The organism is Azospirillum sp., from assembly GCF_035627195.1.
Classification (GTDB): Bacteria; Pseudomonadota; Alphaproteobacteria; order Azospirillales; family Azospirillaceae; genus Azospirillum.
The window spans coordinates 12623-33910 of the sequence record NZ_DASPMG010000437.1 but is presented as its reverse complement, the minus strand read 5'-3'; the positions used below and the strand labels follow the sequence as shown (position 1 = coordinate 33910).

General features: G+C 70.7%; 15 protein-coding genes. 7 read left to right on the top strand and 8 right to left on the bottom strand.

Annotation, left to right across the window (positions count from 1 at the left end; all coding sequences use genetic code 11):
- Positions 1-4: 4 nt before the first annotated feature.
- The 4 genes from VED21_RS37335 (at position 5) to VED21_RS37320 (ending at position 3657) form a co-directional block, all read left to right on the top strand.
- The gene (locus tag VED21_RS37335) at positions 5-1231 is read left to right on the top strand and encodes an acetate/propionate family kinase (RefSeq protein ID WP_324891328.1); all 1227 of its coding nucleotides are present in this window, start codon (positions 5-7) and stop codon (positions 1229-1231) included.
- A gap of 91 nt (positions 1232-1322) precedes the next feature.
- Positions 1323-1586 (top strand): hypothetical protein, encoded by a 264-nt coding sequence (locus VED21_RS37330; RefSeq protein ID WP_324891327.1) that lies wholly within the window; start codon positions 1323-1325, stop codon positions 1584-1586.
- Between the two features lie 20 nt (positions 1587-1606).
- Positions 1607-2584 (top strand): DMT family transporter, encoded by a 978-nt coding sequence (locus VED21_RS37325; protein ID WP_324891325.1) that lies wholly within the window; start codon positions 1607-1609, stop codon positions 2582-2584.
- 185 nt (positions 2585-2769) lie between these two features.
- Positions 2770-3657: a formate/nitrite transporter family protein gene (locus tag VED21_RS37320; RefSeq protein ID WP_324891323.1), complete on the top strand. Its 888-nt coding sequence runs from the start codon at positions 2770-2772 to the stop codon at positions 3655-3657.
- A 30-nt stretch (positions 3658-3687) separates the two neighbouring features.
- Here the strand turns inward: VED21_RS37320 and VED21_RS37315 are convergent, their stop codons facing one another.
- From VED21_RS37315 to VED21_RS37280, 8 genes are all read right to left on the bottom strand, one after another.
- On the bottom strand, positions 3688-4479 hold the full coding sequence (locus tag VED21_RS37315) for a GntR family transcriptional regulator (protein ID WP_324891321.1): 792 nt from the start codon (positions 4477-4479) through the stop codon (positions 3688-3690).
- A gap of 66 nt (positions 4480-4545) precedes the next feature.
- Positions 4546-7881: a carboxyl transferase domain-containing protein gene (locus tag VED21_RS37310; protein ID WP_324891319.1), complete on the bottom strand. Its 3336-nt coding sequence runs from the start codon at positions 7879-7881 to the stop codon at positions 4546-4548.
- A complete protein-coding gene (locus VED21_RS37305) occupies positions 7878-9587 on the bottom strand; it encodes an AMP-binding protein (RefSeq protein ID WP_324891317.1) in 1710 nt (569 codons plus the stop codon). The genes VED21_RS37310 and VED21_RS37305 overlap by 4 nt, the downstream gene beginning before the upstream one ends.
- 31 nt (positions 9588-9618) lie before the next feature.
- Positions 9619-10491, bottom strand: a complete 873-nt coding sequence (locus VED21_RS37300; RefSeq protein ID WP_324891315.1) for an ABC transporter permease — start codon at positions 10489-10491, stop codon at positions 9619-9621.
- Complete coding sequence (locus VED21_RS37295) at positions 10488-11444, bottom strand: ABC transporter permease (RefSeq protein ID WP_324891313.1); 957 nt, start codon at positions 11442-11444, stop codon at positions 10488-10490. The genes VED21_RS37300 and VED21_RS37295 overlap by 4 nt, the downstream gene beginning before the upstream one ends.
- A gap of 13 nt (positions 11445-11457) precedes the next feature.
- Positions 11458-13020, bottom strand: a complete 1563-nt coding sequence (locus tag VED21_RS37290) for an ABC transporter substrate-binding protein (RefSeq protein WP_324891311.1) — start codon at positions 13018-13020, stop codon at positions 11458-11460.
- 35 nt (positions 13021-13055) lie between these two features.
- Positions 13056-14021, bottom strand: a complete 966-nt coding sequence (locus tag VED21_RS37285; protein ID WP_324891309.1) for an ABC transporter ATP-binding protein — start codon at positions 14019-14021, stop codon at positions 13056-13058.
- Positions 14018-15043: an ABC transporter ATP-binding protein gene (locus VED21_RS37280; protein ID WP_324891307.1), complete on the bottom strand. Its 1026-nt coding sequence runs from the start codon at positions 15041-15043 to the stop codon at positions 14018-14020. The genes VED21_RS37285 and VED21_RS37280 overlap by 4 nt, the downstream gene beginning before the upstream one ends.
- Positions 15044-15226: 183 nt before the next feature.
- Between VED21_RS37280 and VED21_RS37275 the strand changes: the two genes are divergently transcribed.
- From VED21_RS37275 to VED21_RS37265, 3 genes are all read left to right on the top strand, one after another.
- Positions 15227-16234, top strand: coding sequence for a LysR family transcriptional regulator (locus VED21_RS37275; protein WP_324891305.1), 1008 nt, complete (start codon positions 15227-15229; stop codon positions 16232-16234).
- A gap of 401 nt (positions 16235-16635) precedes the next feature.
- Positions 16636-17820: an efflux RND transporter periplasmic adaptor subunit gene (locus tag VED21_RS37270; RefSeq protein WP_324891304.1), complete on the top strand. Its 1185-nt coding sequence runs from the start codon at positions 16636-16638 to the stop codon at positions 17818-17820.
- Between the two features lie 54 nt (positions 17821-17874).
- Positions 17875-21057 carry an efflux RND transporter permease subunit gene (locus VED21_RS37265; protein WP_324891302.1) on the top strand — a complete coding sequence of 1061 codons (3183 nt, stop codon included), beginning with the start codon at positions 17875-17877 and terminating at the stop codon, positions 21055-21057.
- Positions 21058-21288 lie beyond the last annotated feature (231 nt).

Sequence of the window (21288 nt, the reverse complement as noted above, 5' to 3'; positions counted from 1 at the left end):
CGCCATGCCGAACCGCAACGCCTGCCTCGTCGTCAACGCCGGCTCGTCGAGCCTGAAGTTCTCCGTCTTCCAGGGGGCCGGCAAGGCCGACCTGGAGGCGGTCATCACCGGCCAGATCTCCGGCATCGGCACCGAGCCGCTGTTCGAGGCCAAGGACGCCGCCCGGCGCCCGCTCGCCAAGGAAAACCTCGCCCGCACCGGGCACGGTGAACGCGCGGCCATGCTCGGCTTCCTGCTGAACTGGATCGCGGCGCGCCTGGACGGGGCGAAGCTGGTGGCCGCCGGACACCGGGTGGTGCACGGCGGCACCCTCTTCGCCGCCCCGGTGGCCCTGACGCCGGCCGTGCTGACGGAGCTGGAGGCGCTGGTGCCGCTGGCGCCGCTGCACCAGCCGCACAACCTCGCCGCCATCCGCGCGCTGGCCGAGGCGTACCCGGAGTTGCCGCAGGTGGCCTGCTTCGACACCGCCTTCCACCAGACGCAGCCCTGGCAGGCACAGACCTTCGCCATCCCGCGCGAGCTGACGGCGGAGGGGGTGCGGCGCTATGGCTTCCACGGCCTGTCTTACGAGTACATCGCCCGCCGCCTGCCGGAGATCGAGCCGGCGCTGCACGACGCGCGCGTCGTCGTCTGCCATCTGGGCAACGGGTCCAGCCTGTGCGCCATGCGCGCCGGCCGCAGCCAGGACACCAGCATGGGCTTCACCGCGCTGGACGGCGTGCCGATGGGCACGCGCCCCGGCGTGCTGGACCCCGGCGTCCTGATCTACCTGATGCGCGAGAAGGGCTACGGCGCCGACGAGCTGGAGAAGCTGCTGTACCACAAGTCCGGCCTGCTGGGCGTGTCGGGCCTGTCCAACGACATGCGGGCCCTGCTGGACTCCGACGATCCCCGCGCGGCCGAGGCGGTGGAGCTGTTCTGCCACGGTGTGGCCAAGCAGGCGGCGGCGCTGGCGGCCTCCATGGGCGGGCTGGACGCGCTGGTGTTCACCGCCGGCATCGGCGAGCACTCGGCCCCCGTGCGCGCCCGCGTGGCGGAGAAGCTGGCGTGGCTCGGCGTGGCGCTGGACGCCGCTGCGAACCGGGCCAAGGCGACGCGGGTCTCCGCCGCCGGCAGCCGCATCCCCGTGTTCGTCATCCCCACCGACGAGGAGCGGATGATCGCCAGCCACACGCTGGACCTTCTTTCCAAGACCTCCCGCATCGCCCCCGACATCGTTCGGGCGGCGTAGCGGAAGGGCGTCCGGACCGCCCGGGAGGGGTTCTTGCTCCCGCTTCCCCTTCCGGGGGCCCGGCGCACCGATCACCAGGAGCATGGGTGCCATGGAAACCCTGAACGCCGTTCTGTACCTGACCGGCCTGGCCTGCTTCGTGCTGGCGCTGCGGCAGCTTCCCCGCGCGGCGACGACGCGGCGCGGGACGATCAACGCGCTGAGCGGTTGCGCCATCTTCGCCAGCCTGCTCACCACCGCCGGCTTCGGCCTTTCGGCCGGCGCGCTGGTCGTGCAGGTCATGGCCCTGCTCGCCGTGGTCCTGGCGGCTTTCGCCGTGGTCGAGCGGCGCCTTTCCGTCGTGCGCGGCCACTGAGCGTTCCGGCGGCCGAAGCCATGCCCATCCCCCTCGACTCCCCGCCGAAGCCCGTCCTGACGGAAAACGTCCGGCTGGGAATCGCCTCGATGCTGGCCGGCATGGTCCTCATGGCGGTCGGGAACGCCGCGGCGAAGATTCTGGCCGAAAGCTATCCGCTGAACGAGGTGACGTTCTTCCGGAACCTCTTCGCCCTGCTGCCGGCGGTGGCGATGCTGGCGGCGGCCGGTGGCCGGCCCCTGCGCACCGACCACTTGCCCGGCCACCTCTGGCGGGCGGTGATCGGTCTGACGTCGATGGTGCTGCTGTTCTGGTCGTATCACCTGATGCCGCTCGCCGACGCGGTGGCGATCTCCTATTCCGCACCGCTGTTCCTCACGGCACTCTCGGTGCCGCTGCTGGGCGAGCGTGTCGGCCCTTACCGCTGGGGGGCCGTCGCCGTCGGCTTCGCGGGCGTGCTGGTGATGGTCCAGCCGGGCGGCATGGTGCTGGACACGGGCGCGCCGGTGGCGCTGGCCGCGGCGGTGGCCTACGCGCTCGCCCAGATCGCCATGCGCCAACTGGGCCGGACGGAGCGGCCGGTGACCACCGTGTTCTACTTCACTGCCATCGCGACGGTGTTGAGCGGCCTGACCCTGCCGTTCGCCTGGACCACCCCGACGTGGGAGGGCTTCGGCCTGATGGCGCTGATGGGTCTGGCGGGCGGCGGGTCGCAGTACTTCATCACCCGCGCCTACGCCCAGGCGCCGGCCGCCGTGGTCAGCCCGTTCAGCTACGCCGGCCTTTTGTGGGCGGCGCTGTTCGGCTGGTTGGTCTGGGACGACGTTCCGGGGCTGCCGGTCGTCGCCGGGGCCGGCATCGTCACCGCCAGCGGCCTGATGATCCTGTTCCGCGAGGCGCGCCGCCCGCCACTTCCATGCAAAGATGCAAAAGGACCAGCCACGATGAACGCATGCCAAGCAATGAGGGCCATGCCAGGCATCGAGGGCACGCGTTGAAAACGCAGGCCATGTGTTTACGGCGCATGGCCTGCACGGCCTGCGTACGGCGTGATACGGACGGCGCCTGAAGGCGTCGTCCGTATCACCCTTTCAATCAATGCTATCGCATTGATCTGCCGGGTTTGACCGGCGGTGCTCAATGGGGGCCATCAAGCGCCGCCGGTATGAGAGGACCGAGGATCATGGACACGCATCGACTGCCGAACCTGGACGCGCCCTTCACCCTGGACGCCCGTCTGCCCGACGCCATCGCGCTCGCCGCCGAGGATCTCGGCGTCAAGAAGGCGCATTACGACACGCCGACGCTGCTGGCCCTGGCCGTGCTGGCCGGCGCCTTCATCGCGCTGGGCGGGCTGTTCGCCACGGTCGCCATGTCGGGGGCGGAGGGCATGATGCCCTACGGCATCACGCGCCTGTTGGGTGGGCTGGTGTTCTCGCTGGGGCTGGTGCTGGTCATCGTCGGCGGGGCGCAGCTGTTCACCGGCGACGCGCTGATGGTCATGGCCTGGGCCAGCGGCCGGCTGACCTTCCGGCAGATGCTGCGGGTGTGGACGCTGGTGTGGCTGGGCAACTTCGCCGGTGCCCTCGGCACGGCGGCGCTGGTGTTCCTGTCCGGGCAGTACACCTTCGGCCACGGCGCGGTGGGGGCGACAGCCCTGTACTTCGCCACCGCAAAGAGCGGGCTGCCGGTGGGGCAGGCGTTCTTCCTGGGCATCCTGTGCAACGTTCTGGTCTGTCTGGCGGTGTGGCTGGCGCTGGGGGCGCGGAGCGTCACCGACAAGATCCTGGCCATCACGCTGCCGGTCAGCGCCTTCGTGGCCGCCGGGTTCGAGCACTGTGTCGCCAACATGTACTTCGTGCCGCTGGGGCTGCTCATCCAGTGGGGCGCGCCGGACAGCTTCTGGCATGAGCTGGGGCGGACGGTCCCGCCCATCGACGCCGGCCACTTCCTGGTCAACCTGGGGGCGGTGACGCTCGGCAACTGGATCGGCGGCGCCGTGCTGGTGGGGGCGGTCTACTGGTTCATCTATCGACGCCCGGCCATCAGGGGCCACACCGCCGACCATTGACCGTCACGTCGGCGGTTCAGGCTCGACTGTTCAGGCCGTGCGCAGCAGCTTCTGCGGGTCGACGGTGTCGGTACGTCCGGCCATCAGCGCCTTCAGCGCGGCATCGCGGCCGTCCTCCAGCGCGCGGCGGATGATGCTGTCGGCCGCCACCCCCTCGCCCGCCTCGATGTGGCCGAGGATGGCGCGGATGTCCTTGGCGTACTGCTCGCGCTCCGCGCGGGTCCGGTAGATCACCGGCTTGGTCCAGATCGTCGTCCACAGCGTCTGGTTCGTCAGGTCGGTCAGCAGCGAGACGATCAGGTCGTTGGCCGAGCCGTGCGCGATGGTCTTGGCCGCGCGCGCGGTCGCGTGGGCGAAGACGCGCGGGTCGGTGGCGTCGTCCGCCGCCATCGCCTCGATCTCGGCGACACGGCGGCGCAGCGTCTCCAGATAGCTGGGCACCGGCCCGGCCGCCATCAGGCGCACGGCGAGGCTCATCAGCGCGATGCGGACGTTGAACAGGTCGACGAAGGTCTCCAGCGACAGCGGCCGGACGTAGGCGCCGCGCCGCGGCACCATGTCGACCATGCGCCGCCGCTCCAGGATGCGCAGGGATTCGCGCACCGGCCCGCGGCTGACGCCGAAGCGGGTGGCGAGGTCCTGTTCGATCAGCCGGTCGCCGACCTTGTAGTCGCCGGCGATGATCAGCGCGCCGATCTCGTCGGCGATCTGCTCGGGGATGGTGCGCGGCGCCGGTGCGCGCCCCCGCGCGGGCCTGTCCGGCGGGGACGCCTGGTCGGGAAGGCCGCTGACCGGGGGAAAGGCGTTGCGATTCATGAGCATGGCGGCCGTGTGTCCTACCTCCCGGCATTTGCGGTGCCTTCCCGGAAATTGTCAACGCCCGCCGCCCTACCACGTATCCACCAGCGGCCGTTTCTTGCCGGTGCGCGGCGTGGGCGGGGGGAGGGAGCGCAGGCCGCCGGTGATCCAGCGGCGCGTGTCGACGGGATCGATCACCTCGTCGATCTCCAGCACCGACGCGATGCTGGTCGCCTTGCCGTTCTCGTAGAACTGCGCCACCAGCTTGTCGTACAGCGCCTTGCGCTCGGCCGGGTCGGCGATGGCCTCCAGCTCCTTGCGGTAGCCGAGCTTGACGGCACCCTCCAGCCCCATGCCGCCGAACTCCCCCGTCGGCCACGCCACGGTGAAGACGGAGGCGTGGAAGCCGCCCCCCGCCATCGCCATGGCGCCCAGGCCGTAGCCCTTGCGCAGCACCACGGTGAAGACCGGCACGCTCAGGCTGGCGCCGGTCACGAACAGGCGGCAGACGTGGCGGACCAGCCCGGTCTTCTCCGCCTCCGGCCCCACCATGAAGCCGGGCGTGTCGCACAGCGACAGGATCGGGATGTCGTGTGCGTCGCACAGCTGCAGGAAGCGCGACGCCTTGTCGGCGGCGTCGGCGTCGATGGCGCCGCCCAGGTGGCGGGAGTTGTTGGCGATGATGCCGACCGGCCGCCCCTCGATCCGCGCCAGCGCGGTGACGATGCCGACGCCGAAGCGGCGGCGCAGTTCCAGGACCGAGCCCTCGTCGGCCAGCGTCTCGATCAGCGCGTGGACGTCGTAGGCGCGCAGGCGGTTCTCCGGGATGGCGCGGCGCAGCCGGCGCTGGTCGGCGCAGGACCAGTCCGCCACCGGCCCCTGGAAGTAGCTCAGGTACTGCTTGGCGACGCGCACCGCCTCCGCCTCGTCGGCCACCACCACGTCGATGACGCCGTTGGGCGCCTGCATGGCGACCGGTCCCACCTCCTCCGGCTTGTAGACGCCCAGGCCCCCGCCCTCGATCATCGCCGGGCCGCCCATACCGATGGTGGCGTCCGCCGTGGCGATGATGACGTCGCAGCAGCCCAGCAGCGCGGCGTTGCCGGCGAAGCAGCGCCCGGACACCACCCCCACCAGCGGCACCAGCCCGCTCAGCACCGCGAAGTCGGCAAAGGTGCGGCTGTCCAGGCCCGTCAGGCCTAGCCGGTCGGTGTCGCCCGGCCGGCCGCCGCCCCCCTCGGCGAACAGGACCACGGGGATGCGCAGTTCCGCGGCCAGGCGGAACATGCGGTCCTGCTTCTTGTGGTTCATCTGGCCCTGCGTGCCGGCCAGCACCGTGTAGTCGTAGGCCACCACCATGCAGCGCGCCCTGTCCGGCCCGAAGCGGCCGGCGTTGACCGTGCCCGTGCCGGCGATGACGCCGTCGGCCGGCGTCGCCTTGATCAGGTGCTCCAGCGAGCGGCGGCGGCGCTGCGCGGCGATGCTCAGCGACCCGTATTCGTTGAAGCTGCCGTCGTCGCACAGGTCGGCCACGTTCTCGCGCGCGGTGCGCTGGCCGGTGCGGCGGCGGCGCGCCACGGCGTCCGGCCGGGCGGCGTCCTGGACAATCGCATGGCGGGCGCGCACCTCGGCGAGGTCCGGGCGGATGTGGTCGGGGTCCAGCGCGCCGGCATCCTCCTCCGCCAGCGCCTCGACCTCCATGGGTTCGATGAAGACCAGGGCGCCGCCGGCCATCAGCGTGTCGCCGGGGGCGGCCGCCACGCGGCGGACGATGCCGCCGGCCTCGGCCAGGACGACGTGCTCCATCTTCATGGCTTCCAGCACCGCCACCTGCTGGCGCGGCCGGACCAGTTCGCCGTCGGCCACGTCGATCGCCACCACGGTCGCCTGCATGGGTGCCCGGACCGGCACCGTGCCGGGCGGTGCGGCGACCATGGCCGCCGGAGCGTCGGCTGCCGCGGCCGTTTCGCCGAAGTACAGCTGGCGGTGCCCGCCGGACGCCAGCAACTCGCCGATGCGCTCCTCGACGAAGCGTGTGTTGACCCGATTGGCGGCGACGTCCGGGTGGGAGAGCAGGGCCTGCAGGAACGGGATGTTGGTCGCCACCCCTTCGACGCGGAACTCGCACAGCGCACGGTAAGCGCGCCGCACGGCATCGGCGTAGGTGGGGGAGGGCGAATGCGCAATCACCTTCGCCAGCAGGGAATCGAAGGACGACACGGTGCGGTAGCCGGCGTAGCCGAAGGTGTCCACGCGGATGCCCGGCCCCGACGGCGCCTCGAACACGCCCAGCGTGCCGCCGGCCGAGGGCGCGGCGTTCCCGTCGGCGTCCATGGTCTCCATGTTCACGCGCAGCTGGATGGCGAAGCCGTTCGGCCGCCTCGGTTCAAGCAGCCCCAGTTCGGCCAGCGTCCGCCCGCCCGCGATGGCGATCTGCGTCTGCACGAGGTCGATGCCGTACACCTCCTCGGTCACCGTGTGCTCGACCTGCAGGCGCGGGTTCGCCTCGATGAAGGCGAAATCGTTGCTTCCGGCGTCCACCAGGAACTCGAACGTGCCCAGGCCGGCGTAGCGCACCTCCGCCGCCATGCGCAGCGCGGCCTCGACAAGGCGGGGACGGGTGGCGTCGTCCAAGGACGGGCTGGGCGCGATCTCGACCAGCTTCTGGTTGCGGCGCTGGAGCGTGCACTCCCGCTCGCCCACGGCGGTGACGGCGCCGGTGCCGTCGCCGATCACCTGCACCTCGATGTGGCGGGCGTCGCGGATCAGCCGCTCCACGTACACGTCGCCGTTGCCGAAGGACGCCCGCGCCTCCGACTGGCAGCGGGCGAAGGCGCCTTCCAGGTCTTCGGCCCGGTGCACCGGCCGCATGCCGCGCCCGCCGCCGCCGGACAGCGCCTTCACCATCACCGCCCCGCCGTCGCCGAGGGCGACCAGGAAGGCGCGCGCCTCCTCCAGCGTCGTCGCCCCGGCGGTGCCGGGCAGCACCGGCACGGCGCAACGCTGCGCCAACGCCTTGGCCCGCACCTTGTCGCCGAACAGGTCCAGCGCCTCCGGCGCCGGCCCGACGAAGGTCAGCCCCGCCTCCGCGCAGCGCCGGGCGAAGTCCGCGTTCTCGCTGAGGAAGCCGTAACCGGGGTGCACCGCGTCGCAGCCGGCCTCCAGCGCCAGCGCCACGATGCGCTCGCCGTCCAGGTAGGCGGCGGCGCGGGCGCGGCCCAGCGGCAGGGCGGCGTCGGCCTTGCGCACGTGCAGCGACAGCGCGTCCTCGTCGGAATGGACGGCGACGGTGCGTATGCCCATCTCGCCGGCCGCGCGGGCGATGCGGATGGCGACCTCGCCGCGGTTGGCGATCAGCAGCGCGCGGATCGGGCGGTGCGCGGCACCGGTCGCGGGCTGCGTCAGGGTGGCGGACGGTGAAGTCATGCGTCGATTTCCTTGGCGAGATCGCCCTTGCGGACCTTGCCGGTCGCCGTCATCGGCAGCCGCTCCACGATGCGGATTTCCGGCACCTTGTAGCCGGCCATGCGTTCCCGGCACCACGCGGCCAGGGCGTCGGCGGTCAGCCGCGCCGCCGCTTCCGGTTTCGGCTGCACGAAGGCCACGGGCACCTGCCCGCGCTCGGCGTCAAGGCGCCCGACGACGCCGGAGCCCAGCAGGTCCGGGTGCTGGCCCAGCAGCGCCTCGATCTCCGCCGGGAAGACGCTCATCCCCTTCACCTTCAGCATCTCCTTGCGGCGGCCGAGGTAGTGGAGGTAGCCGCCCTCGTCGATCACGCCGATGTCGCCGGTGTGCAGCCATCCGTCCCGCACCGCCTGCGCCGTGGCGTCGGGGCGGTTCCAGTAGCCCTTGAACAGCGAGGGCGTGCGCACGCAGATCTCCCCCTCCGCCCCCAGCGGCATCAGTTCGCCGGTGGCGAAGTCGCGGATCGCCAGTTCGGTGCCCGGCAGCGGCAGGCCCACGAACACCGGCTGGCTCTTCAGGTCGAAATCGTCGTCCTGCATGCCCACCGTGAAGGTGTCGGACGTGTGCGTCTCCGTCATGCCCCAGGCGGATTCCATGAGCGTGGAGCCCGCCATCGCCTTCCAGCGCCGCCGGTACTCCAGGTTCAGCTTCTTCACGAAGGACACCACCCGCACCCGCGTCAGCGTGCCCAGGTCGAAGTCGTGGAAGCGCGGGTGCTCCATCAGCTCGACGGCACCGTCCACCGGCAGGACGGTGCTGGTCACCTTGTGCCGCTCGACGGCGGCCAGCACGCCCACCGGGTCCCAGCGCGTCATGAGGACGAGGGTGGAGCCGGTGAACACCGGCAGGATCAGCGCCGCGTTTTCCCCGGCGATCCAGAATTCCGGCAGGAAGCTCAGCGTCACGATGTCGGGGTCGGCCTGCATGGGGATCGACCAGTTGACCGCCGCCGTGTGCAGCATGTCGCGCTGGGTGTGGATGCAGCCCTTGGGCAGGCCGGTGGTGCCGCCGGTGTAGTTCAGCACGGCGACGTCGTCCAGGCCCGGCCCCGGCTCCAGGCCGGGGATCTCCGCCACGGCGGCCAGCGCCGGCAGCAGGTCCACCGCGTCCGGGCAGGGCACGCGCGGCGCGCGCAGCGCGTCCGGCACGGGGATGGAGGGCTCCTCCGGCAGCGCTTCCGCCAGGCTGGTGACGAACAGGGTGCGCAGGCCCACGGCCGGCGCCACCGCGCGCACCTCCGGCATCAGCTGGTCCAGCGCCAGGACGGCGGTCGCCCCGGCGTCGGACAGCTGGTATTCCAGCTCGGCCGACTTCGCCAGCGGGCTGACCGGCACGTGCACCGCGCCCAGTTTCAGGATGCCGTAGAAGGCGACGTGGAACTGCGGGCAGTTGGGCAGGTACACCGCCACCCGGTCGCCGCGCCCGACGCCGTGCGCCGCCAGCAGGGCCGCGAAGCGGTCGCTCAGCGCGTCCAGCTCCGCATAGGTCATGGTGGCGCCGTAGTAGACCACCGCCGCCTTGTCCGGCCGCTGCCGCGCCCAGGCGCGCAGATAGTCGGTCAACGGCCGCTCGCCGTGCGGGTAACGCACCTCGGTCGGCATGCCCTTGGGCCAGGACCGGCGGTGGAGGTCGCGCAGGCGGGCCAGATACTCCGCTTCGCTCGTCATCGAGTTCTTCCTTGGTCGGCGGATTGGGGCGTCAGCGCCCCTTCAGGGTGGGGTCGAGCGCCATCCGCAGGGATTCGCCCAGGGTGTTGAAGGCCAGCGCCGTCACCAGGATGGCAAGGCCCGGCGGCACCATCTGCTCGGGTGCGATCTCCATGTAGAGGTACGCGCGCGCCAGCATGGCGCCCCAGCTGGCGTCCGGCGGCTGGATGCCGAGGCCGAGGAAGCTGAGGCTCGCCTCGGCCAGCAATGCCGTGGCGAGCAGCAGCGCCACCTGCACGATCACCGGCTGGACGGCGTTGGGCAGCACGTGGCGGGTCAGGATCCGCCATGTGGAGGCGCCGAAGCAGCGCGCCGCGTCCACGTACAGTTCCTGCCGGACCACCAGCGTGCGGGCGCGCACCAGCCGCGCCAGCTGCGGCGAGAAGACGATCCCGACGGAGATCATGGCGTTGGTCAGGCCGATGCCCATGGCGCCGGTCACGGCGATGGCCAGCACGATGGCCGGGAAGGACAGCAGCGTGTCGATGCCGCGGCTGATCACGTCGTCCACCCAGCCGCCCTTGAACCCGGCCAGCAGCCCGACGGGCACGCCGAGGACGATCGACACCCCCACCGCCAGGAACGCCGCGTAGACGGAGGCCGAGGCGCCGTGGATCAGGCGGCTCAGCACGTCGCGGCCCAGGTCGTCGGTGCCCAGCCAGTGGGCGGCACTCGGCTCCGCCAGCATGTTGCGCACGTCCTGCGCGGTGGGCGGGTAGGGGGCGATCCACGGGGCCAGCACCGACACCGCGATCACGCAGGCCAGCACCGCGACGCTGAGCGCCGCGCGCGGGTCGCGCCGCAGCCATTCGACCACGCGGTAGCGGACCGGGGCGCGGGAGGGGAGGGAGAGCACGTCGCTCATGCGCGGTTGATCCTCGGGTCGAGCACGCCGTAGAGCAGGTCGGTGGCGAGGTTCACGATGATCACCGTCACCACCATCGCCAGCACCACGCCCTGCACCACGGGGAAGTCGCGCTGGATGGCGGCGTTGACGATGGCGCCACCCATGCCGGGGATGGCGAACACCGCCTCCACCACCACGGTGGCGGCCAGCGTGCGGTTCACCAGCAGGCTGACCACCGTCAGCATGGTGACGCCGACGTTGCGCAACCCGTGCTTCCACAGGATGCTGGACGGGCGCAGACCCTTGGCGACCAGCGTGCGCACGTGCTGGGACGACAGCACCTCGACCAGCGCGCTGCGCAGCTGCCGCGCCACCTCCGCGATGCCGCTGGCGGCCAGCGCCAGGGCGGGCAGCACCGCGTGCCACAGCGCCTGCCCGACATCACGGAACGGCGACACGAAGCCGGTGGCCGGGAACAGGCCGAGGTCGAGCGCCAGCAGCGACACCAGCAGCATCGCCAGCCAGAAGTTCGGCAGCGCCACGCCCACCGACGCCAGCGTCATGACCGCCCCGTCCAGGCGCGATCCCGGCCGCGTCGCCGCCAGGATGCCCAGCGGCACCGCCACCACCACGGAAATGACGATGGCGAGGCCGACGATCAGCAGCGTGTTGGGGTAGCAGCGCGCGATGGTCTCGGCCACCTTCTCGCCCGACAGCAGCGAGCGTGCGAGGTCGCCGTGCAGCGCGTTCCACAGCCACTGCGCGTACTGCACCAGGAACGGCTGGTCCAGGCCGTACAGGCTGCGGATCTCGGCGATGCGGGCTTCCGTGGCGTTCTCGCCGGCCAGCGTCACGGCGATGTCGCCGGGCAACAGCTTCAGGAGGCCGAAGACCAGGAAGGTCGCCAGGAACACCACCGGCACCGCCTGCAACAGGCGGCGCGGCAGCATGGCGAGGGAGCGGCGGGTCATGGGTAGCTCCCGCTCACGCCTTGAACGACACGTCCTCGAACTTCGGCTTGCCGAGCAGGTTGGAGCGGAAGCCCTGCACCTTGCCCGACGCGGCGATGATGTCGAAGCGGAAGGCCAGCGGGATCGCCAGCACGTTCTCCATGACGATGCGCTGCACCTTGGCCAGCGCCGCCGTGCGCTCCGCCAGGTCGCTGCTGCGCCGGCTTTCCGCCAGCGCCTCGGTGAAGCCGGCGGGCGGGGCGGCGCGGCCGGAATTGAAGTAGGCGCCCTCCAGGAACATCAGCGCGTAGGCCTGGCTGGGGTCCGGGCGGCCGGTCCAGGCGGACAGCAGGAGGTCGCCCTGCTTCTCCGCGCCGAAGAAGCGCCCCGACGCCTCGGCGATCGGGCCGTTCACGAAGCGGCCGCGGATGCCCACCTTGCGGAACATCTCCATCAGCACCTCCTGCCGCTGCACCGACGCTTGGTCGTTGTAGCCGCGCAGGTCCAGATCGAGCCCGTCGGCATAGCCGGCCTCGGCCAGCAGCTTCTTCGCCTTGTCGGGGTCGTAGGCGCTGAGCGTCGCAACGTCCTTGTCGAAGGCCCAGTGGGCGCTGGGCAGGCACATGTACGCCGGCTCGCCGGTGCCGGCCATGGTGGCTTCCACGAAGGTCTTGCGGTCGATGGCGTGGTTCAGCGCCTGGCGCACCCGCACGTCGTTCAGCGGCTTGCGGCCGTAGTTGATGTAGAGCTGGAAGGCGTACAGCGTCGGCCCGGACACCAGCGTCAGCGCCTTCGACTTCTCGATCAGCGGGCGCTGCCGTTCGGAAAGCTGGTAAGCCACGTCCGTCTGGCCGGAGATGGCGGAGCGCAGGCTGGTCGACCCGTCTGGGATGATCTGGAACTCGATGCCCTCCAGCAGCGGCCGGCCGGATTTCCAGTAGCGCGGGTTGCGCTTGACGGTGATGCGTTCGCCGTCGGCCCAGCTGGCGAAGGCCCATGGGCCGCTGCCCACGGGGTTGCGGTCGTGGTCCTTGCCCATCGCCTCGATCGCCTTGGGCGACGCGATCATGCCCGCGCGGTCGGACAGGATCAGCGGCAGCGCCGTGTCCGGCTGGCTCAAGCGCAGCGTGACGCTGTTCGGCCCCGACACCTCGACCGCCGCGACGTTGACCAGATCCGCCTTGATGTTGGAGCGCGGGTCCTTGCGCGCGCGTTCCAGGTTGAAGCGCACGGCCTCCGCGTCGCACGGCGTGCCGTCGTGGAACGTGACGCCGTCGCGCAGCGTCAACACCATCGTGGTGGGATCGGGGAAGGCCCAGGACTGCGCCAGCCCCGGCTTGGCCTTCAGCGTCTCGTAGTCCCATTCCACCAGCGTGTCGTACAGCGTGTAGAGGAACACGAGGTCGGACCCCGCACCGCCGGTCGCCGGGTCCAGGCTGGACGGGTTGGCGTTCGCCGCCACCCGCAGCACCCCGCCCGGCGCCCCCTGCGCGAACGCCGGCCCGCCGGCGAGGCCGACGAGCGCGGTGCCGGACAGAAGCTGGAGAACGTCGCGCCGGCCGAAGACGGGCAGCCGGGACTCGTCACCGTGGTTCATGCTTTCCTCCCTTCGTGTTTTTTGTGTCCTGGTCGTCAGCGCCCGTCCGGCGCCGCGAAGTGGCAGGCGACCCAGTGGTCGGGCGCCAACTCGCGCCACTCCGGCTCGCGCTCGGCGCACAGGGGTGTCGCGCGCGGGCAGCGGGTGCGGAAGCGGCAGCCCGACGGCGGGGCGATCGGGCTGGGGATCTCGCCGGTCAGGCGAATGCGCCGGTCCTCGCGCAGGTGCGAGGGCAGGGGCACCGGCTCCGCCGACAGCAGCGCTTGCGTGTAGGGATGCAGCGGCGCCTCGGTCACCGCCTCGGCCGGGCCAAGTTCCATGTAGCGGCCGAGGTACATGACCGCCACCCGGTCGCTGATGTGCGCCACCACCGAGATGTCGTGCGTGATGAAGACGTACGTCAGGCCCAGCTCGCGCTGCAGCCGGGCGAACAGGTTCAGGATGTCGCCGCGGATGGAGACGTCCAGCGCCGCCACCACCTCGTCGCAGACGATCAGGCGCGGGCGCAACGTCAGCGCGCGGGCGATGTTGGCGCGCTGCTTCTGCCCGCCCGACAGCTGGTGCGGGTAGCGAAGCGCCAGCTCCGACGCCAGCCCGGCACGCTCCAGCGCCTCCATGGCGAGGTCGCGGCGCGTGCGCCCGTCGCCCTCGCCGACGATCTCCAGGGGCTCCAGCAGGCTCTGCAGGATCGTCATGCGCGGGTTCAGCGCCGCGTTGGGGTCCTGGAAGACGATCTGGTAGTCGCGCCGCCGCCGCCGGTGCTCCCGCGCACCCAGCGTCCGCAGATCCTGTCCGTCGTGCCGGATGGTGCCGGTGGTGGGGGGCACGAGGCCGACCAGCGCGCGGCCGATGGTGGTCTTGCCCGACCCGGATTCGCCGATGATGCCGAACGTCTCGCCCGGCCGCACGGTGAAGGCAACGCCGTCCACCGCCTTCACCGTCTCCCCGTCCTTCGTCGGGAAGCGGATGCGCAGGTCGTCGACCCCCAGGACCGGCGTCATTGCACCACCCCCGGCAGGGCGAGGTCGGCGTGGCGCCAGCAGCGCACGCGGCGGTCCGGCCCGGCGGCCTGCATCGGCTGTTCCTGCTCGCAGCCGGCCACCGCATGGGCGCAGCGCTGGCGGAAGCGGCAGCCGGACGGCATGGCGTTCGGCGACGGCACCCGGCCGGGGATGGAGGGCAACGCGTGGCGCCGTTCCGCCAGCCGCGGCAGGGATCGCATGAGGCCGGAGGTGTAGGGGTGGCGCGGGCGCGTCAGCACGTCGTCCACCGGCGCGTCCTCCACCACCTCGCCGGCGTACATGGTGATCATGCGCGTGCAGGTCTCGGCCACCACGCCCAGGTCGTGGGTGATGAACAGCAGCGCCGTGCCGGTGCTTTCGCTCAGGTCCCGCAGCAGGTCGATGATCTGCGCCTGCACGGTAACGTCCAGCGCCGTCGTCGGCTCGTCCGCGATCAGCAGCTTGGGCCGGCAGATCAGCGCCATGGCGATCATCACCCGCTGGCGCATGCCGCCGGACAGCTGGTGCGGGTATTCGTCGTAGCGGCGCTCGGGTGCCGGGATGCCGACCTTGGCCAGCATCTCCACCGTCCGCGCCCGCGCCTCCGCCCGCCCGACGGGTTCGTGGGCGCGCAGCGTCTCGGCGATCTGCTCGCCTACCGTGAAGACAGGGTCCAGCGCGCTCATCGGTTCCTGGAAGATCATGCCGATGTCGCGCCCGCGGATGGCGCGCAGCCGGCGCGGCGGCAGCGTGGCGAGGTCCTGCCCGTCGAACAGGATGCTGCCCTCAATGCTCGTGGTGGCGGGCGGCAGCAGGTGCAGGATCGACAGGCCGGTCACCGACTTGCCGCACCCCGTCTCGCCCACCACCCCGACCCGCTCGCCGCGCCGGATGGCGAAGCTGACGTCGCGGGTCACCCGCGTCTCGCCCATGCGGGTGCGGAAGCTGACGCCCAAGCCCCGGACGGCAAGCAGCGCGTCGCCCTCCGGGGGCGCCGTGGTGGAGGGGAGGGCGTCGGGCATGGTCGTCCGCATGGGAGGCCGGGGGCTCGTTTGGTGCGTGTACCAAACAGTCTGCGGAGCGAGCGTACAATTGTCAACAATTGACCGTCGACAATGTGCGCCTCTCCATCCGGCGGAATTGCGCAGCACCACGGTTGCCGATAGAAGGGACGGCAGGCACACCGTGACCGACTGGTGGATCCCATGGACAAGCTGCACGCCATGCGCGTCTTCGTCCGCGTCGTCGAGGCGAACAGCTTCTCGAAGGCGGCGGACACGCTGGGCCTGCCCCGCGCCTCGGTCACCACGACGATCCAGAACCTGGAGGCGTCGCTGGGCGTGCGCCTGCTCCAGCGCACCACGCGCAAGCTCAGCCTGACGGTGGACGGTGCGGCCTACCTGGAAGGGGCCAACCGCATCCTGTCGGAACTGGAGGAGATCGAATCGACCTTCACCAGTGCGCGCACCACGCCGCGCGGGCGGCTGCGGGTGGACATGCCGGGCTCCATCGGGAGGCTGGTGATCATCCCGTCCATTCACGAGTTCCACCAGCGCTATCCCGACATCGACATCATGATCGGCCTCAGCGACCGGCCCATCGACCTGATTCAGGAGGGGGTGGACTGCGTCATCCGTGTCGGCGCGCTGGAGGATTCCAGCCTCGTGGCGCGCCGCATCGGCGCCATGCAGCCGGTCACCTGCGCCAGCCCCGCCTACCTCGCCAAGCACGGCGAGCCCGCCAGCATCGAGGAGCTGCAGGACCACCACGTGGCGGTGAACTACTTCGGCAGCCGCACCGGCCGCGCCCTCAACTTGTGCTTCGAGCGCGACGGCCAGACGATCGAGGTGGCGATGAAAGGCGCCGTCGCGGTCAACGACGCCGACGCCTACGTCACCTGCGGGCTGGAGGGGCTGGGCGTGCTGCAGCCCGCCCGTTTCATGGTGCTGCCGCACCTGCGCAGCGGTGCCTTGCGCGAGATCCTGACGCAATGGCGTCCGCCGCGCATGCCCGTCTCCGCCGTCTACCCGCACAACCGCCACCTGTCGCCCAAGGTCCGCGTGTTCGTCGACTGGGTGGCCGAGCTGTTCGAGCGCTGCCCGCTGCTCCAGGGCGAGGACATCGACGACGACCACTGCGCCACCACCGGGGCCAAGGCACCCGTGCCAGTTCTGGTCGGCGAACGCGACACGGAGTGCGACTGCGTCGTGTGACGGCGGAAGCCTGTCGGGAAGGGCCGCCGTGCCAAGTCGGGGTTCTCACGAAGCAACGAAGGTCACCAAGCACACAAAGACGGTTTCGGCATGGTGCGTATCGACGGTTGTGCCGGCGCCTCTTCGTGCCCTTATGTTCTCTTTGTTGCTTTGTGATCCTGACGTCCGGCACAGCCGACGCTTTTCATGCCCGCCGTTACCCGCCGGGTAATCGCGTTGCCGTAATCCCCTCTGATATGAATGAAGCGTGCTCGGACGGGGCGATTGTTCGTCCCGGCTGAATTGTGTTCACGGGGCCAGCCGCTTTATCCGAGCCCCCTGCTTGGACAAATTGCTGTGCGCTGCACTGCGGGAGCGACCGCGCTCCCCGTCCCGCACACCTCCGAACCGCAGGAAGACCCATGTCCGCAACGCGTGCACGATTCGCAGTTCTCCTGGCGGCCGGTGTGTCCATCGCCGCCGTCGCCGGCCTCATGACCGTGCGCAGCCCCGCCGACGCCCAGACGACCAGCGAGAAGGCTGCCCCCGCCCCCATGGTGGCTGAGGTGGACGTCGCCCCCGTCCTCGCCCGCCCGGTGACCGACTGGCAGTCCTACTCCGGCCGGCTGGAGGCGGTGGACCGCGTCGAGATTCGCCCGCAGGTCCCCGGCACCATCGTCGCCGTGCACTTCCGCAACGGCGCACTGGTTCGCCAAGGCGACCCGCTGTTCACCATTGACCCGCGCCCCTATCAGGCCGAGGTGGCGCGGGCGGAAGCCCAGGTCGCCGCCGCCCGCGCCCGCGTCAGCTTCACCGCCGCCGACCTGGAGCGCGCACGGCGCCTGATCAAGGACAGCACCATCTCCCGCAGCGCCATGGACGAGCGGGAGAACGCCGCCCGCGAAGCCGCCGCCAACCTGCAGGCGGCGGAAGCCGCGCTGGAGATCGCCCGCCTCAACCTCGGCCACACGCAGGTGACCGCCCCGGTGTCCGGCCGCGTGTCGCGGGCGGAGCGCACGGTGGGCAACGTGGTCGCCGCCGGTGCGGCGGCGGAGCCGCTGACCACCCTGCTCTCCGTCACCCCCATCTACGCCGCCTTCGACGTGGACGAGCAGACGTACCTGCGCCACATCGCCTCGGTGAAGGACGCCGCCGACATCCCCGTGCGCCTGGGCCTCGCCAACGAGGAGGGCCACCCGCGCGAGGGCGTGGTGGAGCACGTGGACAACCGCCTGGACAGCGTGTCCGGCACCATCCGCGTGCGCGCCCGCTTCGACAACCCGGAGGGGCGTCTGGTCCCCGGCCTGTACGCGCGGCTCAAGGTCGGCAGTACGACGTCGTATGACGCGCTGCTGGTCGACGACCGCGCCGTCGGCACCGACCAGGACAAGAAGTTCGTCCTGGTCGTCGGGCCGGAGGACAAGGTGGAGTACCGGGCGGTGAAGCTCGGGCCTTTGCAGGACGGGTTGCGCGTCGTGACGTCCGGCCTGACGGGGGGCGAGCGCATCGTCGTCAACGGCATCCAGCACGCCCGCCCCGGCACCCAGGTGCGCCCGAAGATGGTCGCCATGGGGAACCAGAAGACCCAGACCGCGGCCGTGCCGTAATTCTCAAATCCCCTCTCCCGGGACGGGAGAGGGATTTAAGAAAAGGTCCCCACCATGAACATCTCCAAGTTCTTCATCGACCGCCCGATCTTTGCCGGCGTGCTGTCGGTGGCCCTGTTCCTGGCGGGGGCCATCGCGATGTTCCGGCTGCCGATCTCCGAATACCCGGAGGTCGTGCCCCCCTCCGTCGTCGTGCGCGCCCAGTTCCCCGGCGCCAACCCCAAGGTCATCGCCGAGACGGTCGCCTCCCCGCTGGAGGAGCAGATCAACGGCGTCGAGAACATGCTGTACATGCAGTCGCAGGCGAACAGCGACGGCAACATGGCGCTGACCGTCACCTTCCGCCTGGGCACCGACCCGGACAAGGCGCAGCAGCTGGTGCAGAACCGCGTGGCCCAGGCCATGCCGCGCCTGCCGGCCGACGTGCAGCGGCTGGGCGTGACCACGGTGAAAAGCTCGCCTACGCTCACCATGGTCGTGCACCTGCTCTCCCCCGACGACCGCTACGACATGACGTACCTGCGCAACTACGCGCTGTTGAACGTCAAGGACCGGCTGTCCCGCATCGGCGGTGTGGGCGAGGTGCAGGTGTGGGGGGCCGGCGACTACGCCATGCGCGTCTGGCTCGACCCGCAGAAGGTGGCGCAGCGCGGCCTGACGGCCACCGACGTGGTGGCCGCCATCCGCGAGCAGAACGTCCAGGTGGCGGCCGGCGTCATTGGCGCCTCCCCCTCCCCGCCGGACGTGCCCTTGCAGCTGAACGTCAACGCCCGTGGCCGGCTGAAGACGGCCGAGGAGTTCGGCGACGTCATCCTGAAGACCGCCCCCGACGGCGGCGTCACCCACCTGCGCGACGTGGCGCGGGTGGAGCTGGCGGCGGCCCAGTACGGCCTGCGCTCGCTGCTCGACAACAAGCCGGCGGTGGCGCTGGGCATCAACCAGACGCCGGACGCCAACGCGCTCGCCATCTCCGACGAGGTGCGCGCGCTGATGGCGGAGCTGAAGGCCGACATGCCGGACGGCGTCGACTACTCCATCGTCTACGACCCCACGCAGTTCGTCCGCTCAAGCATCGAGGCGGTGGTGCACACGCTGCTGGAAGCGGTGGCGCTGGTCGTGCTGGTGGTGATCGTCTTCCTGCAGACCTGGCGGGCGTCCATCATCCCGCTGCTGGCCGTGCCGGTGTCCATCGTCGGCACCTTCTCGCTGATGTACGCCTTCGGCTATTCCATCAACGCGCTGTCGCTGTTCGGCATGGTGCTGGCCATCGGCATCGTGGTGGACGACGCCATCGTCGTGGTCGAGAACGTGGAGCGCAACATCGCCTCCGGCCTGTCCGCGCGCGACGCCACCATCCGCGCCATGCAGGAGGTGAGCGGTCCCATCATCGCCACCGCGCTGACGCTGGTCGCCGTCTTCGTCCCGCTGGCCGCCATGTCCGGCCTGTCGGGGCAGTTCTACAACCAGTTCGCGATGACCATCGCGATCTCCACCGTCATCTCCGCCTTCAACTCGCTGACCCTGTCGCCGGCCCTGGCCGCCATCCTGCTGCGCGGGCACGACCAGCCGCAGGACTGGCTGACGCGCGCCATGAACCGCGTGTTCGGCGGCTTCTTCCGCCTGTTCAACCGCGTCTTCCAGCGCTCCTCCGACGCCTACGGGCATGGCGTGGGCGGGGTGGTGCGGCACAAGGGGGCGATGCTGGCGGTCTACGCGCTGCTGCTGGGCGCCACGGTGATGCTGGGCCGCGCCGTGCCCACCGGCTTCATCCCGATGCAGGACAAGGAGTACCTGATCAGCTTCGCCCAGCTGCCCAACGGCGCCTCGCTGGACCGCACCGAAGCCGTGATCCGCGAGATGACCGACATCGCGCTGAAGCGCCCCGGCGTGCAGAGCGCGGTGGCCTTCCCGGGGCTGTCGGTCAACGGCTTCACCAACAGCTCCAGCGCCGGCATCGTCTTCGTCACGCTGAAGCCGTTCGCCGAGCGCGGCGACCCCAGCCTGTCGGCCGGTGCCATCGCCATGGACCTGCAGAAGCGCTACGCCGGTCTGAAGGAGGCGTTCGTCGCCATCTTCCCGCCGCCGCCGGTGATGGGCCTGGGCCAGCTGGGCGGCTTCAAGATGCAGCTGGAGGATCGCGGCAACCTCGGCTACGAGGCGTTGAGCCAGGCGGTGGCTGCCTTCACCGCGCGCGCCGCGCAGACGCCGGAGCTGGGGCCGACCTTCTCCAGCTACCAGATCAACGTGCCGCAGCTCGACGTCGACCTCGACCGCGTGAAGGCCAAGCAGCAGGGCGTGTCGATCGGCGACGTGTTCGACACCATGCAGATCTACCTGGGCTCGCTGTACGTGAACGACTTCAATGCCTTCGGCCGCGTCTACCAAGTGCGGGTGCAGGCCGATGCGCCGTTCCGCGCCCAGGCCGACGACATCGGCCTGTTGAAGACGCGCAACGATCAGGGCGCCATGGTGCCGCTGTCCTCGCTCGTCACCGTGCACCCGAGTTATGGGCCGGAGATGGTCGTGCGCTACAACGGCTACACCGCGGCCGACATCAACGGCGGCCCGGCCCCCGGCTTCTCCTCGGGTCAGGCCGAGGCGGCGGCGGAGCGCATCGCGGCCGACGTGCTGCCGCGCGGCGTGAAGTTCGAATGGACCGACCTGACCTACCAGCAGATCCTGGCCGGCAACGCGGCACTCTGGGTCTTCCCGATCAGCGTGCTGCTGGTCTTCCTGGTGCTGGCGGCACAGTACGAAAGCCTGACGCTGCCGCTGGCCATCCTGCTGATCGTGCCCATGAGCCTGATGTCGGCGTTGGCCGGCGTGTGGCTGACCGGCGGGGACAACAACATCTTCACGCAGATCGGCTTCATGGTGCTGGTCGGCCTGTCGGCCAAGAACGCCATCCTGATCGTCGAGTTCGCGCGCGAACTGGAGCACCACGGCCGCACGGCCGTGCAGGCGGCGATCGAGGCCAGCCGGCTGCGCCTGCGCCCCATCCTGATGACGTCCATCGCCTTCATCATGGGCGTGGTGCCGCTGGTCACCTCGACGGGTGCGGGGGCGGAGATGCGGCACGCCATGGGCGTGGCGGTGTTCTCCGGCATGATCGGCGTGACGCTGTTCGGTCTGGTGCTGACGCCGGTGTTCTACGTGCTGCTGCGCCATCTGGTGGGCGCAGGGCGGACGGCGGCGGCCCCGGCGCATGGCGGGATGGGGGTGGCGCCGGCGGAGTGACGGTCCCGCCGCGCGCTTGCCCCCGCCCGTGTCGTTCTCGAATTGACAATTTTCCTATCGACCGCCATGGTGACGGTGGTAGATCGGAACGAGGGGCTGCGGAAAATGAAGCGAATGGCCGGATGCGACACCCCCACCCAAACCGTATCATCCGGTAACATTGGGTAACATTTCCCCGGCTGGCGCCAACCGTCCCCCGACCGCTTAGGCCAAATCGGCGAGGATCCTCGC